Annotated in this window: 11 protein-coding genes; 5 read left to right on the forward strand and 6 right to left on the reverse strand. The window is 43.7% G+C overall.

Features of this window, described 5'->3' with window-relative positions; genetic code table 11:
* The 3 genes from ACBR23_RS04930 to cobO form a co-directional block, all read left to right on the forward strand.
* The coding region (locus ACBR23_RS04930) for a Uma2 family endonuclease (protein WP_371125632.1) at positions 1-268 on the forward strand (268 nt) is incomplete at its 5' end.
* 17 nt (positions 269-285) lie between these two features.
* On the forward strand, positions 286-864 hold the full coding sequence (locus ACBR23_RS04935) for a Uma2 family endonuclease (protein ID WP_371113605.1): 579 nt from the start codon (positions 286-288) through the stop codon (positions 862-864).
* 33 nt (positions 865-897) lie between these two features.
* Positions 898-1533, forward strand: a complete 636-nt coding sequence (cobO, locus tag ACBR23_RS04940) for a cob(I)yrinic acid a,c-diamide adenosyltransferase (protein WP_371113604.1) — start codon at positions 898-900, stop codon at positions 1531-1533.
* A 35-nt stretch (positions 1534-1568) separates the two neighbouring features.
* Here the strand turns inward: cobO and ACBR23_RS04945 are convergent, their stop codons facing one another.
* The 3 genes from ACBR23_RS04945 to ACBR23_RS04955 all read right to left on the reverse strand — a co-directional run bounded on the left by ACBR23_RS04945 (position 1569) and on the right by ACBR23_RS04955 (position 6155).
* Positions 1569-4148, reverse strand: a complete 2580-nt coding sequence (locus ACBR23_RS04945) for a CHASE4 domain-containing protein (protein ID WP_371113603.1) — start codon at positions 4146-4148, stop codon at positions 1569-1571.
* Between the two features lie 112 nt (positions 4149-4260).
* A complete protein-coding gene (locus tag ACBR23_RS04950; protein WP_371119147.1) occupies positions 4261-4782 on the reverse strand; it encodes a hypothetical protein in 522 nt (173 codons plus the stop codon).
* A 368-nt stretch (positions 4783-5150) separates the two neighbouring features.
* Positions 5151-6155, reverse strand: coding sequence for an RNA polymerase sigma factor, RpoD/SigA family (locus ACBR23_RS04955; RefSeq protein WP_371113601.1), 1005 nt, complete (start codon positions 6153-6155; stop codon positions 5151-5153).
* 806 nt (positions 6156-6961) lie between these two features.
* On the opposite strand from ACBR23_RS04955, the gene ACBR23_RS04960 reads away from it, so the two are divergent.
* The gene (locus ACBR23_RS04960) at positions 6962-7429 is read left to right on the forward strand and encodes a pentapeptide repeat-containing protein (RefSeq protein ID WP_371119146.1); all 468 of its coding nucleotides are present in this window, start codon (positions 6962-6964) and stop codon (positions 7427-7429) included.
* Positions 7430-7572: 143 nt separating this feature from the next.
* On the opposite strand, the gene ACBR23_RS04965 is transcribed toward ACBR23_RS04960, so the two are convergent.
* The gene (locus ACBR23_RS04965; protein WP_371119145.1) at positions 7573-8070 is read right to left on the reverse strand and encodes a pentapeptide repeat-containing protein; all 498 of its coding nucleotides are present in this window, start codon (positions 8068-8070) and stop codon (positions 7573-7575) included.
* A 31-nt stretch (positions 8071-8101) separates the two neighbouring features.
* A complete protein-coding gene (locus ACBR23_RS04970) occupies positions 8102-8446 on the reverse strand; it encodes a DNA/RNA non-specific endonuclease (RefSeq protein ID WP_371119144.1) in 345 nt (114 codons plus the stop codon).
* A 101-nt stretch (positions 8447-8547) separates the two neighbouring features.
* Between ACBR23_RS04970 and ACBR23_RS04975 the strand changes: the two genes are divergently transcribed.
* The gene (locus tag ACBR23_RS04975; RefSeq protein ID WP_371119143.1) at positions 8548-9498 is read left to right on the forward strand and encodes a pentapeptide repeat-containing protein; all 951 of its coding nucleotides are present in this window, start codon (positions 8548-8550) and stop codon (positions 9496-9498) included.
* Between the two features lie 151 nt (positions 9499-9649).
* Here ACBR23_RS04975 and ACBR23_RS04980 read toward each other — a convergent pair whose 3' ends face one another.
* A complete protein-coding gene (locus tag ACBR23_RS04980) occupies positions 9650-16192 on the reverse strand; it encodes a DNA/RNA non-specific endonuclease (protein ID WP_371119142.1) in 6543 nt (2180 codons plus the stop codon).
* Position 16193 lies beyond the last annotated feature (1 nt).

Below are 16193 nucleotides of genomic sequence, written 5' to 3' on the forward strand. Positions count from 1 at the left end.
TCCCATTTCTCCCGATTTTGTCTTGGAATTAATGTCACCAACAGACAGTCTCAAACAAACCCAAGACAAAATGCAAGAATACATGAATAATGGAGTAAAATTAGGCTGGTTAATTAACCGCAAAACCAGCAGCGTTGAAATCTACCGCCAAGGACAAGCAATAGAAGTGCTGGAATCTCCTGCACAACTTTCAGGAGAAGATATTTTGCCCGGTTTCGTGCTAAACTTACAGACAGTCTGGAAGCAATCACGATCTAAATTTTTATAAAAAAATCAAATAATACTATGATAGCAGCCACCATCAACTTTAATGCGATCGCCCAAATCACCGATGACCAATTTTATCAACTGTGTCGCGAAAACCCCGATGTCAAATTTGAACGCAACGCCAAAGGAGAAATAATCATTGTGTCACCGACAGGAGGAGAAACCGGAAGTTACAATTTTGAAATAGCAACGGATTTTGGAATATGGAACCGACAAACCAAACTGGGAATTTGTTTCGATTCTTCAACTTGCTTCAAATTGCCAAGCGGTGCAAATCGTTCTCCCGATGTTTCTTGGATTAAACAAGAAAGATGGGATGCACTCACTCCCGAACAAAAACAGAAATTTCCTCCCATTTCTCCCGATTTTGTCTTGGAATTAATGTCACCAACAGACAGTCTCAAACAAACCCAAGACAAAATGCAAGAATACATGAATAATGGAGTAAAATTAGGCTGGTTAATTAACCGCAAAACCCGCAGCGTTGAAATCTACCGCCAAGGACAAGAAATAGAAGTGCTGGAATCTCCTGCACAACTTTCAGGAGAAGATATTTTGCCCGGTTTCGTGCTAAACTTACAAACAATGTGGAAATAACTATCGCCTTTCTCAGTCTTAAAAAAAACTCTAATGGAAACCAAGACAGAAACTACTACAACCACTGGCTTAACAGCGGAACAATACAAGCAGAAAATGCGCCGCCGCCAAGAAGTCCAATCTGAGCGCATCGCTAATTCATCCAAAGAAAAAGGTTTAATTATAGTCAATACTGGTAACGGGAAAGGGAAAACTACCGCTGCTTTGGGTATGGTAGTGCGATCGCTCGGTCACGGATATCGCGTCGCCATAGTACAATTTATCAAGGGAGCCTGGGAACCAGCAGAAAAAGCCGTGTTTGAAATGTGGGAAAATCAGCTAGAATTTCATGCGATGGGAGAAGGCTTTACCTGGGATACGCAAGACAGGGACAGAGATATCGAAACAGCTCAAAAAGCCTGGAATAAAGCTCTAACTTTTATCTGCAATCCCGAATTCCGATTAGTCCTCCTAGATGAAGTTAATATAGCATTAAAGCTGGGTTATTTGCAAATAGAACAAGTATTAGCAGGATTAGAACAAAAACCCGAAAATACTCATGTTATTTTGACAGGTAGAGGTGCGCCTTCTGCCCTCATTGAATGTGCGGATTTAGTGACAGAAATGAGTTTAGTTAAGCATCCATTTCGAGAACAAGGAATTAAAGCTCAGGCAGGTATTGAGTATTAATCAATGTGGGATAAATTCTGCTATCTCCACTCGATTTATAACCCAGCGGATAACATTACAGTAAAAGTTGAACCCTTACCAAGCTCACTCTGCACCGTAATTTCTCCCCCCAGCATCTGAGCATATTTCTGGCCTATGGCTAAACCCAAACCAGTACCTCCGTACTTGCGGGTAGTCGAAGTATCAGCTTGAGTAAAAGGTTGAAATAACTTCTTTACCTGTTGGGCATTCATCCCAATCCCAGTATCGATACACTTAAAAATTAAACAGTCATAATCCCATGGATTTTCTGCGTTTTTAATTCTTTCCACCCTGAGTGTCACTGTCCCATTCTGCGTAAACTTAGCTGCATTACTAAGTAAATTTAATAAAATTTGAATAAGTTTAGTTCGGTCAGAGTTGATGGCACCTATATTGACTTCAAATTCTATGTTTAAGCGATTTTTGTTCTTCAATAATAAAGGCTCCACAGTTGTTTTTACTTGTTGAAGAGCAGCGGACAAGTCAAAAGTTTCTAAAACAAGTTCCATGCGCCCTGCTTCAATTTTTGATAAATCCAGAATATCATTGATTAATCCTAATAAATGATTCCCTGCACTGTGAATTTTTTCCAAATCTATTACAAAATCATCTTCCCCCAATTCCAAGGCATCTTCTTGTAGAATTTCACTGTAGCCAATAATTGCATTTAGAGGAGTTCGCAGTTCGTGGCTCATATTAGCCAAAAACTGACTCTTAGCCAAATTAGCTGCTTCTGCGGCTTCCTTCGCCTGATAAAGTTCTGTCTCAGCTTGCAAGCGCTCCGTAACGTCCTGAGCTAATACTAACTTAGCTTTCCTGTTGTCAAATACTAACTCATAAGAATTAATTTGTACATCAATAATATCACCATTTTTCTTTTGGTGTTGGCAGAGAGAGATAGAAGTTATTTCGTCATCTACTAAAGGTAGATTTTCGATAAATTTAAGTGGATTTTCAGGAGGGAGAATTTCCACAACAGTCATGGTGATAAACTCCTCGCGAGTGTAACCGTAGTGTTCTATAGCTGCCTGATTTACAGCTATAAATTGCAGAGTTTTTAAATCGTAAACCCACATCGGATGGGGATTTTTTTTAAATAAAAGTCGGTAGCGTTCTTCCGATGCTCGCAGTTCGGCTTCAGCCTGTTTGCGTTCGGTAATGTCGCGGACAACGGTGCAAATAATCTCCCGGCCACCGTAGGAAATCACACTCCCGCTTACTTCTACATCCACGCAGGAACCGTCTCGGCGACGGTAGAGAACTTCGCCAATTCGGAATTGTTTGTCCGCTAGTAGGAACTCAATATTGGTGTCAATCAGCTCTTTCGAGTAGGCCACTATATCGTAAATAGTCAGTTGCGAAATCACATCGGGGCTGTAATCTAGCAATTTTCTAAATGCTGTATTCGCTTCCAAAAGGCGTTGGGTTTTAGCATCCCACAGGAAAATACAGTCTGTAGCCTGCTCGACTACGGCTCGATACCGTGCTTTTTCCTCTATTTGCTCGTTTTCAGCGGTGGCGATCGCGCTGAGCATTCCATTGATATTATAAGCAAGGTCGGACAACTCATCTTCACCAACCACCGGTAGTCGCAGCGACAAATCTTGGCTAGCACTGACGCGATTCACTCCTTTCCCCAAATCGCTCAGCCGAGAAAGCACCAGATACTCCAACAGCAGGAGAGTGCAGCCGATAAAACCGATTCCCGCCAACCCTACAGACACCAGAAGATATAGCAGACTTTTTTGACCTTGGCGATAGGTTTCTCTGGGGATGTCCACCCGTAATATCAGCGCGGGTTGGTTGTAAATATCATGGACTACAGCGTAACCCGCGATCGAGTCTTCGTTCACAGCACGCACAAAAATCGATTTTTTTCCCGAAAATTTTGCCCGCACTTTTTGGAAGTCACCAGGCAAGTCCGGCTCATTAATGCTGTGTACAATCAATGGTAGGCGAGTGATTTTAGAAAGCTTCGCAATGCCCACAGCGTCCAAATTTCGCCCAAACACCAGAGTCCCTCGAATCGGTCCTGTGCTTTTAGTAGTGACAATTGGTCGGGAACTAATCAGCATTGGCCCGGAAGGCATCAACATGACACCACCTAGGCTGCTGTCGGCGTTGGGGTGCTGCAACAATGGGTCTTTTAGAGAAATGTGCTGTTTTAATGTCTCTGGAACAGGTCTTAGTTGCAGCTTTTTGGTGTCTAAACCAGTACCGTAGACAATCTTGCCAGAAGTATTGACAAATATGGCAATATTAACTCTCAAATTAGCCAACCCTTCTGGCACTAGATTTGAGGCAATGAATTCTTTGTTGCGATTTTGGATGAAAACATAGGTATCATCCCACGCTGACCAGTCTGCAAAGCGGGAGTTGAAGTCATCTGCGGTTTGACTGAAGACATTGAGCACTCCTTGGACAACCTGAGTGGCTTCTTGTTCTTCGGCTTTGACTAAGCTGCGCAACAGGATGGTTGAGGATGTGGCGTACAGAACACCAGTCAATCCAGCAATGGTAATCCCAACTATAGATAGTGTCTTCCGACGCAGTTTCATGTTGCCGAGTATAGTTTGTCGGTCTGAAAGTTTCAACTTAGGAGCAACTTTACCGCAGTTAGTTGAACTATGACTGCTGATTTGCCCAAGTTTGACTTGTTAAGCAGTATACAGTTTAAATATTCTGACTCAGATGGTAATGCCGGGGCTACTTTCCCCACACTTCGTCCTGGTGAGCTCTCTTGCAAATGCCCAAGATTCGCCGATCGTTGTCACTGACGGTGGAAATGTGGTGATACTGTTGCAGGTTTACCGAGTAGGGAGAGCGACTCCCATCGTAGGTATCTACTACTGTTAAATTTAACTGATTTACCTCTATACTGCCGTAAAAACAGTAAAAAGCAGAGCGAGGTAGGTAAAAAGCGCCGACTAACTTGCCCTGACGCACTTCAAATACAAAATACTCTTGTTTAATTTGTTCTGGCTCAGCAGACTGACCGTAGAGGTAAATACTCTGTGTGGCGTCTATCCTAGCTGCATCGGGCGTTGAATTTGGGACAGTTCGATCGCCCACAACGGGTTTTAACTCCCTCTCCTGTGCCCCATCTGGAGTTGACTGGCCTACCAGGAGTTGCGCCGCGGGGAATGGGTGGCTGAAGTTACTGGGGGAAAAGGCAAGGGCGATCGCCCATACTTGTAGACTGACACTATAGCAGAATGCCGAAGGCAAAAGTCGATTTGAAACTGCAATAAAATTAATGATTTTAGTAAGTAAAAATGTCTTAACTAACGACAAGGTGGCTATAAGTATCACATTTAAAATAAGTGCAAGATTTGGGTTGACAAATTTGGCGATATAAGTAGAAGGAAGAAGGAAGAAGGAAGAAGGAAGAAGGAAGAAGGAAGAAGGCCCTTCGACTCCGCTCAGGAACCGCTTCAGGAAGAAGGAAGAAGACTTATGCAGTCAGCTTTTCGGTCATCCGTATTTTACGTTTAATTAAGTGGATTTACTTACCATTGATATAACAAGATCCCAACCCCAGCACCCATCGGTAAAAAGAGTTTAGATTTTGGGGATAATCTAAACTCTTTTAGGTGCTAGCTAGCTAGGTATTCTCGGACTTGAGCTTGGCGGCGTCGGAGGTGGGCGAGGGCTTGATGTTCTAGTTGCCTCACCCGTTCCCGGCTGAGATTGAGCCGTTCTCCAACTTTTGCTAGAGACATTTCAATGCCGTCTTCTAAGCCGAAACGCAGAATTATGACATCCCGTTGCTGAGGCGTAAGTTCTGATATCAAAGTATCGAGGTCTTGCCGCAACAATTCCGAAGTAATGTAATTTTCTGGAGATGCGGTTTCGTCTTCGAGAAGTTCTTGCAGTTCGGTATCTTGGTTGTCTCCTACCCGCAAGTCCAAGGAAACTGGATGCCTAGACATTAGTAGGTATTCCCGAATTTGGGATGGGTGCAGTTCCAACAAGTCGGCAATTTCTGTTGGTGTGGGAGACCGGCCCAATTGTTGGGTAAGTTCCCGCTGCACTTTTTTGATTTTGTTGAGTTTTTCGGTGATGTGAATGGGTAAGCGAATGGTGCGGGCGTGTTGGGCGATCGCGCGGGTAATTGCTTGCCGAATCCACCAGTAGGCATAGGTAGAAAATTTGTATCCCCGCATCGGGTCAAATTTTTCGACTCCTCGTTCTAAACCGAGGGTGCCTTCTTGAATTAAATCCAAGAATTCCATGTTGCGTTTCTGGTATTTTTTGGCGATCGCGACTACTAGGCGCAGATTCGCTTCAATCATCTTTTGTTTGGCGCGTCGTCCTAAATGCAAGATCCGGCTTAGTTCAGCTTCGGTCAACTCCATTTCGGCCGCCCACTCTTCGGGAGTCAGATCGCGCTGCCATTCTTTAGCAAGTGCTTGTTTTGCTTCGACTAATTTCATCATTTGCTGCACTTGCTTCCCTAAAATAATTTCTTCTTCTCGGGTAAGTAGTGGCACGCGACCGATCTCGTGCAGATAGGTACGAACCGTATCCGTTGAGGAGTATGGCCGAGTGCTAGTGCGATCGGCTTTCACTGTTTTGGTTTTGGGGGTTGTAGTGGACATAGTGAGTATTGCACTCCTTGTAACAACAGATAAAAAGTTGGTGATACCCTGTCCCACTTTTGCAAGTGGGATACAGACTGCTACAGGGAGAGATGTTTCCCCTCCTGTTCATCGGTAACGATCGGTAGAAGCTTTTTGTTGGGGATTACTTTTAAGCTTGATTTTCCAGCAATCCTGGTTGATTTTCGGTAGCTCGCTAGCTTTAACGGCTAGTTCAAGGCGAAGTGAATTCAAGTTTACTTTGCTCAATATTATTCCAAATTTTGAGGTTAGTAAAGGGCTAAAACCTCTGTCTTAAGGCTAAGATTCTACATTTTTCCTTAAGGTTTTAAATTCCCTGCTACTTTTGACCGTAATTCCACTTCACAATACTCATGCAAACAGACTCATGCAAATCGAGAGGTTTTTTTGCTCTCTGTTCTATCATCGCTTGAAATTTTCGTACTGCCTAGATGGTGGGATGCGAGATAACCGAACCCGATCGCGTAGTAGTATGGTCGAAGATCGATGTGAAGAAGGAAAAAGGAAGCGGGAGAAGGGGTGAGGGGGAGAAAGAGGGTGAGGGGGAGACCAATACCCCAGTAGAGCTGGTTAAACTCATCTCAAAGCTAGTTTTTGGGTTGTTTAATTTTGATTATGGCGATCGGCTTAACAATACTTAACTTTATTCAAACATTTATGGATGAGGGGTGAGAGGGTGAGGGGTAAAAGCTCCTTACACCTCCCTTGGGAATCATTTTATTTTACTTTTTACACCAGATGAACTACTAGAACGCTATCAAGCTGGAGAGCGCAATTTTGCCGGATTGAGGATTGAGGCTAATACAGACCATCCTGATGTCTTATACGGTGCCGACCTAAGTAATATTATCTTAAGTGGAATTTACTGGCCAGGAGCTAGGCTTAGAGACGTTAACTTAAAAGAAGCTAAATTAATAGGAGCTTATATGCCCGATGCTGATTTGACATTGGCAGACCTAACATGGGCCAATCTAAACGGAGCTACATTGAGGCGGGCTTGTTTAGAATGTACTAATTTGACAGGGGCTAGGCTGGAATATGCTAACTTGATTCAAGCTAACTTGGAAGGGGCTGATACTCTTAATGCTAATTTTGAATATAGTTCTCTGTGCCAATTAAATTTGACGCGAATTAGACCTGCGGGTCATCCCATTGACACTCTTAATATCCATTGCACAGGTGCGTTACTCTGGAATACGCTCATGCCTGATGGAACGTTTATTACCGATCCTGTATACGACATGAGATACTAAACACAGGTCTCAGATTACTTCGGTCATTGTCATATATAGGACTTACGCAAAAACCTGTTTCTGACAAAAATTATCTCTTTTTCGATAAATATTGACACAGAAACTAGGTTTTTGGTTGCCCATGCGTAAGTCCTGATACATATTTATTCGTGATACCTTGGACTGCTAACAAACGTACCATCAGGCAGATAGGTTTGCCAGAGCAAAGCGTTAGTCAAAATCACCTGACGATGACATTCTTCATCCAGCTTGATTTTGGTAAGACCTACTTGACAAAGAATACTTTCACTTAAATCAGCACCTGTTAAGTCGGCTCCAATCAATTTAGCACCTGTTAAGTTAGCTCCAATCAATTTAGCACCTCTGAGGTTAGCTCCATTTAGCCAAGCCTCAGTAAGGTTGGCTCCTGTCAGGTCTGCACCTGACAAGTCAGCCTCTGCCAGTCCACCACGAACTGAAGAGATTCCCACCAACTGAGCTCCACGCAAGTTAGTTCTGCTGAATGAGTTGATCTGAGCTCCACTTAAAATGATGTTGCTTAAGTTAATTGTGGTTAATTCACTACAAATACCATATTGAGCTACCCCAGCAAAGTTACGTTCGCCAGCATTATAACGCTCGATTAATTCTGCTACATTCATATGGATAATTCTGTCTCCCTAAACTTATTATTTAAAATAATAGAGGTAAAGTAGTATTATCCTCAATTTTTTCTTGAACTTCGGTGGCAATGTTCGAGAAAAAGTTATAGCCAGTCAAGTCCTCAATATCATTGACTGAGAAAATGTGCTTGCGCCAGTCTAGTTTTGATGGCTGTTGGTTAGTATTTGGCAAAAGTACGCCAAAGGAGATGGCCTTAGTTGTAATATCTGCAGGACTTTGACCGGGTGCTTCTGGAATTAAAACAACTTTCCACAGCGCTTCAGGAACATCAATATTAAATTGAGTAGTTCGATCCTTAACTTGTGAGGGTAATAGTAATTGAATCCGATCGCTCGATCCATATCTGCTTTCCATCTTTAACTACCCCGGCTTTTAAGTTATTTGCCAAAGTTGATAGATAATTAGGTTCGCTATTTTACTATAATTCAAGATGTAAACTAATTTAGACAATAATTATGAATATTCAAGAAATTGCTAAGGGACTCATCGCTGGCTCTGATATGATTCAACGGTATAGAGCCGGAGAGCGAAACTTTATAGGGATTGATTTAAAATACGCTCGTCTTGACTGGCCTTGTTTCATTGATATTAATCTCAGCCGGGCAGATCTGAGATGGGCTAACTTTAAGTTGGGGCGGACTCGTCTAATTAACGCCAATCTGAGCGATGCCAATATGGAAAAAGTTTCTTTAGGATCGGCTTTCCTGCTCAATGCTAACTTGAGAGGAGCCAATCTCAGAAACGCTCACTTAACTAATTCTGACCTAACTAATGCTGACTTAACTAATGCTGATTTAAGTGGTGCTAATTTGAGCGGTGCCGATCTCATTGGAGCTAATCTAACAGGAGCTAATATTACTGACATTAAAACGACAAAAGATACTATTTTTTGTCAAACTATTATGCCTAATGGCCAGGTACAAACTGATTCTCACAGACTGACAGACGTTCAGGAATTTCTCAGACTTTATGATGAAGGTGAAAGAGAGTTTCGGGATCTAGTTTTGCATGAAGTCGATCTAAGTAATGTTAGTTTGTCTGGCGTTAAATTTTTAGGACAAACTTACTTCAGTCACATGAATTTGACCAGTGCTAGATTGACTAATTGTAATTTTAGTGGGATTAAACGGATTATTTTTAGTGACTTAAGAAATACCCATTTAAGTAACTGCGAATGGCGAAATCCCCAAATAATTTACTGCGATCTTAGAGGTGCATACTTAGAAGTATTTGATATGTATGCTCCTGATTTTACAGGAAGTAATCTTGAGGGGATTCAAAATCATTTTGGTGTTGAAGAAGATATGTATTTTTGTAACACCACTTGGGTAACTGGAAAGTTCATCCCTGGCCCGATCAACTCGAGTGAATGCTCGCGCAGAGAGATTAGGGAGGGTGAATTTTAAACTTGAATAAGTTGTCGTAGGGGTTACATCTCTCTATTTCATAAAAAAAGAGGACTTACGCAGCATTGAGATAATAGTAATGTTTGGAACATTTAGATATCTTTTCAACCTATTTCATAATAGTTCTGCGTAAATCCCAAGCAAGTTGGACTTAGGGAGGTGGAAACTGGAAATCGCTCTGTTGTTTAATTCGATTCCGAACATCTTCAGGAAGATTTGACAAAAAGTTAAAAACCTTGTCAGAACCCTGAGCATTCAGCAAATTTTCAAGCTGATTAATAGAAATTCGCCATGTATTTGGTCTTCGCCATTGTTCGGCACTTGTTATAGGTTCGCGGCTTTCACCTAACAGTTGATTAAGTGGATTCGGGACTGCTGGTTGCCCGATCCAGTTCGTGTAAGGTTCTGGTATGTTGGGCGTAATGTACGTGTAACTGCCAAGAATATCTTGTACCCCAAGATTTGATTTGTTGGAAACCAAGATTGTTTTCCATGTCCACCCAGGAATGCGAATTCCGTTAGCTTCTAAATTTGTAGGATTTGTATTTCCCTGATTTTGTGCTTCCGTCAGTGCTTCAGGTGCTCTAGTTTTTGGCTGGATAGACCAATTCTGTTGTTTAGTATCAAAAACACCAGCCGTAATATCAAGTTTTTTGTTGTAATCAAAGATTAGCTGCTCAACTAATTTTGATTCAATTCTAGACCATGCAGGCGAAATGTCTGGGTCTAAGCTACCTGTGTTATTGCGGAACAGTCGGTTATTGTCTATTGCTTGCGGGATTAAGTTTGTGCTCATGTAGGTAGCAAGAGCATCTTTCTGATTTCTGTTTCTATCTTTATCAGGGACAAGATGACCTTTATCAAGTCCACTACCTTGATACATCCTCCCATCAATGCGAGGCCAAGTTGGGAAGTTAGGGCTACCAGGTAAGTCGGGGTCAACGATAAATTGATCTCCAGTGCGACCGACGAATCGCTGACTCCAAGTATTGTCAACTTGCCAACTAACCCAGTTAGGTAATCCAGTGACAGCATTATGAGACGATGTGTACTGTGGTTTCTCAAGCAATAAATTGGTTTGATAAGGATTTTGAGCAGGTTCGTTCATATCCCATCTAGCTTCAGTGGGATTACCAAAATTAAGAGAATCGCTCTTAAAGAAAACATTATCTAGGTAAACGGGTTCACCCCCTTCTAATTCAAACCTCAAAATAGCTGGTTGTCCTCGATACTGTTTTGTGATATCGTTTCTAGTTTGCAAGTTCATCTGAAAAGTTTCAAAACCGTCTCGACCAAATCCTACTGCATTAACGTTATTTAAGTAGGCGCTCGTAACCTGAGAAACATCAGTCATACCGTTAGGTGTAGGTATTTGAAGTTCTTTGGCTAGGTATATTTCGTTTGTCTCTTTATATTTACCATCAAGTGTTTCCAGTGTAACACGCAGTTTACCACGAGCAACTGGGGCATGAATATCAAATCGTAAATTTCCCCAATCAGGTACAACAAAGCGATTGTGCGTAATACTCTCGCCCGCACCTAATTTTAGAGCATAATTGGGTTGATAATCTTGAGCTTGAGAGTTAATACCTAATAAGCTCAAGTAATTGGAAAAATTGGGAGATTGTTGAGCTATCTGACTCCACTCTACAAGGTTGTTTATAGGTGACACCAAAGTAGAATTAGCACCATTATGAAAAGACCACCCCGGAATTTCCTTAGAGATTAAATTCCGACCGAAATTTTCAGCAGAACTCTTATTAGGAATAAACTGGTCAAAATTGCCATTAAACAGAGTAGGAACCGCATAATCCCCCCGCATACCAGCAGAAAGAGTATTATCAAAACTCACCGGAACGCGCCCAGTAGAACTCAACGTCCGTTGGTCTTTACCTCCACCCAAAACAGAATAAAACCAACCCTCACCAACCCCTTCACCATTAACTTGAGGAAAATTCAGTCCAGCAGGTTTGGGATTCTTATTCAACTCCTCTTGTGGAAGTAGACTCAAAGCACGACCGTTAGGAGTAGCAGTCAAACCATTCGGATCGGCCACATTCTGATAATAGTTATCAGCCCATGTCACATTATTCCAAACCTGAATTTTGGGTTCGTAGAAATCGCTGAAATTTGTGCTAATAAAACCAGGTAATTGTAAATTCAAACTAGGTTGGTAGAAATCGTGCGGGTCGATTGTTGTCATTTGCAAGTCTCGGTTAGCCAGAGATGTCCCACCAGCTTGGGGGAAGAAAGTTCCTAAACGCTGTACGATTTCGCTATTGACAACAGTACCCCGACTGAAACCCATGAAGTGCATGGGCGAATTGAATAAATCTCCCTGCTGGCGAATCAGCTTCCCTTGGCTATCGTACAACCGCTTTAATTGATTGCCTTCATACTCTCCAACGCCACCCCCCAACGCCAAATCTAACTGCACCATAGAAGCAAATATTGCATCAGCCGCGCCCTCAGAAAAGCCAACGTCAGGAATGACTGATTCTCTGTCCAGCGACCATTCTGTCAGCAACACTAACGGTTTGTTTTTGTTGAGGTATTTAATCTCCTTTCCATCTATAACTACCCCAGCTTTTAAGTTATTTGCCAAAGTAGAGAGATAATTAGGTTCGCTGGTGTTAAGCCCCCCCGTCAAATCAGTTATCACCCGTCCCTGTAAATCTATAGGAATCCAGTTACCTGTAGGCTTGTCGTAGCGCATAATTAACCCGCTGTTTTCCGGTGTATTGCCGCTAACAGTGGCAATTTTATTTGCCATTTGGAAAAAGGAATCAGGAATCCCAGATTGGTTAGGCAAAAGTGTAAAACCATGAGTCAATACGCTCACGCTGCTGAAAGGACTGTTGCTATCAGGAGGTAGGGTTTTAAACTGCCCCAAATCTTTGGTCACAGCGCCGCTATTACTCACAGCTTCAACAGCAAAATTGTAGTTCTGCCCCGCAGTAAGACTCCTCGGTAGCGTGAAGTTAGTGCTAGTATTTGCGAGGTCATTTAAAGGTTGGTCAAGAGGCGTAATCCCGTCATGGCCGTACCACTTACCAGTATCTTTCTTCCAAGTCGCTGTCAGAATCCGGTTGGGATTGAAATCGTCATAACCGTTCCAAGGCTTGGAAAGAAGTTGACGCTTTTGTGTTTCCGAGAATCCGGGAAGGAGTGCCGAATCTGATAAATTGACAACCTTATCCCAGGGCAATAAACCCTTCCCTTGCTCGAACGTACTGACAAAAAGATTAACTTCTTTCACATCCTCCCAACCAGGAGCAAACTGCCATTGAAAAGTAGGAGTCAGGTCATTTGTAGTTGCACCAGGCCCCTTCAAATTCAACCAGTCAGTCGGTGCAGAACTCAAATCCCGTAAATTGCCCCCAGTACCTACGGGTGCGCGTGTTGTCTGTGGCAGCACCCCATAAGTAAACTGATTAGCAGGTCGATTCTCCTGAAGAATCCCATAGTCAGCAGCAATACTAACAGCCGGATTGATATCATCAATAGGAACCCTCGCAAAATCAGTCGCAGTCACAGACCTCGCCGTAGTAGCATTGAAGAAAGGAGACTTAACACCCCTGTCAAGACTATCAATTTTGAATTGACCGGGATTGTCCAGAGTTTTAATCATTTCCTCAACATCGAAAGCATAAACGCTCCCGCTACCAGTCAGAGAAGGATAAGAGCCATAAAGGTATTTGTTGTCATTAGAAAGCACTAAATCGTTAGTAAGAGCCTCTGGAATCGGTCTGGTAGCACCGATTAATTGAGGATTTGGCCCCAAGGGGTCTTTAATAATCCCAATATTTCCCCCAGAACGCACATCTGCATAAGGGCCAAGACTTCCAGAATTGCGACCAGCCACAAACCCATACCGCCCATCCCGCGTTACAGTGACAGATACCCCCTCATTCACATCAAAATAATCAGTAGGAAAACCCAAACTTAAAGGGGCATAACTCACAGAAGCAGTAAAGTTAAGAGGATCGTCCGAAGTAATTTCCAACACCCCAAAACCAGGCCCGTCATTCTGGTCAGTATTAATCAGATTCAATCCGTTCGTGAACACCATTTTCGTCGGCTCATTCGTAGCTGATATTCCCTCGGTCTCCGAAATAGTAGGAATAACTCCGATTTGTTGATGCCACTTACGAGGATTAGAATCTTCATCCTTCGGTCGATCCTTCGAGTCAATATTGATTGCATAAATCCGACGATTAGGCACTTGCTCATTATTATCAGAACCCGTGCCGAACAGCCGCCGCCCGTCACTACTAATTGCCAACTGACTCAATCCTAATGGTGAAGTGACGTTAATAGTCTCAACTACTTTGTGATAAGTTGCCGAGTTAGGGTTGATGTCAAGGACGTAAATTTTCGCTTGATTCAAGTCGCCAATGTAAGCATAATCGTCTCTAGGACTGATGACTATTGACTTGGGTCTAGCGCCCGCCGGGAGGACAATGGGATTGACGCCTGAAGTATTTGGCACAGTATCTACCTGTCGCAGTACCATTGGATCGACCAATGCCACTTGACCTGAATTCCTCAAGGTTGCGTAAACGCGATTTCCGTCGCTAGTCACGGCTGTTGATTCTGCCCAATCTGTGACACCGCTAGTCCCCACAGGAATTTGAGCCAACAGCAAGTCCTTGCTGTTTGTAGTATCAACCACTGATTCGGGGTTTTTACCGTTGAGAACCGCTACTCGGTCAGAACCGCCCAAGGCTGCAAAAACGTACTCTGCCCCCTCTGGCAGCCGAATTGGATTGCTGTTGTACTGGATTTCTTTGTATACTGGTGTAACGCCTTTTTGCTCGACGGTCTGGTTCTGCTTCCTCTCCAGCACGACGCCTGAAGCGCCCAGCACTACTGTATCAGGCACTTTAACTGCTACTTCATACTGATTGCCCCCAAGAGAGCGGCTGCGTGTCGGTACTACAGTGCCCTCATACATAGAGTTGCCTGCATAGAATTTAACTGTCAAATCTTCAAACTTACTGCCTTTGGAGTCGCTGGCGTTGTTGACTAAAATGTTGCCCCCGGTCAGAAATAAGAGGGGCTCATTGTTCTCAAATTGCTGGTTGTTCTCATCCTTGAATTTCAGTTCAGCTTTTTGGAGGACAGGAGGTGTTGTGGGGTCAGAGGTAGTTGGGGCTGGCATATTCAAAGCTGCCTTGAAAGTGGCGGTGCCGTCGTCGTTTCGCTGCACGCCCACCTCTGTGACTACGGGCAGTCCCACCTTGGGGATTGCTACTACCTGTACTGAAGATATGTCGCGAGTTACTGTAAAGGCTGGGGTGGTAACGAATTTGTCCGGGTCGATTAGCTGGCCGATGTTTCCCAGGGGGTCAATGATGCCAAAAAATGCTAGGGGGAAGTTGTAGTTGAGGGTAAGTTGACCTTTGACTAAGGTGGCGCTGCCTGTCGGACTGGCGTAAACTACTGCGTATTCGCCCGGTCTGACAACACCTGGATAGGGAGGAGACTGGGTGCGAATGTTGCCGTCATCCCCGACTATGCCTGATTCTTCTTGCAGCCAAATCGGATTCCAAGTGCCGGTTGCGTCAGGAATTGCTCCTTTTCGCAGGAAGTATGCCACAGTTCCAGGTGCTAATCCGGCGGGTGCTGGTACTGCCAACTGGGCGGGTATATTCAGGGAGTTATCGCCAAAGTTTAAGTTGAAGGCCCCTGCAAATTCAAATCCCGGTGGCAGCGGTAGGGACAAGTTTTGTTGGTTGACTGGGGCAATGCTGACGGTTGCATTCTGTTTAAGGGCGCCCGGAGGTATCATGACTGCTAGGGTTCCGTCGCTTGAGTTGATGATGCCACCGTCGGTTCCCAAGGCTGTTGTGCCGATTTTCGGTGCTTCGACTCGAACTGGAATGGTGGCGGAGGCGGTTCCGTGAATGGCCGTAACGGTGGCATCGCCAATGCCGACTGCTGTAATGGTGCCGTCGGGACTGACGTTTAGGATGTTGCTGTTGTTGCTAAAGTAGCGTGTACCTGTGCTGGCTGCGGTTAGGTTGGCTTCGGTGAAGTTGGAGTTTAAGCCGAGAGAGAGTTTCCGTGTTGAACCAACAGATAGGGAGACGGCATCTGGGTATGGGTCTAGTCCGTACATTTCGGCTAGTATCTGATGCAATTGAGCGTCTGTTGTGGGTGCTGGCATCGTCCCAATCCGAATGGGGGTGACTGCTTGCAGGTTATTTCGAGATGCGCTCAAAATTGAAGTGCCGTTGGTTAAACCTGTCACTTTCCCGGCTGCGTCTATTGGTGCTACTTCTGGATTGAATGAAGTGTAAGTTAAATAAGAATCTGGGAGCACTACACCTTTTTGGTCGGCAAAGTCTCCAAGTACAATCAATTCCGTATTTTCTCCTGCATTGAGGATCGGATTTCGCTTCACAAAATCTAGATTCAGCAGAGGAACATCGCTGACATTGACTGTCACCCGCGCGGGCGTTGAACTCCCAAAAGCGTCGCTGGCAAGGAAATCAAAGCTGGCAATTCCAGAGAAACCGGTTGCTGGTTTAAAGGATGCTTTGTTCGTTAAGGGATTGAAAATTACTGTGCCGTTTACTGGATTGAGGACGCTAATTGTCAGAGGGTCGCCTTCTACATCTGTGGCAAGATTGTCTAATGAAATAGTTGTCTCTAATTCGGGTTTGCTGAATAATCGATCGCAAACCAAT

Source organism: Microcoleus sp. (assembly GCF_041354475.1).
Taxonomy (GTDB): Bacteria; Cyanobacteriota; Cyanobacteriia; order Cyanobacteriales; family Microcoleaceae; genus Microcoleus.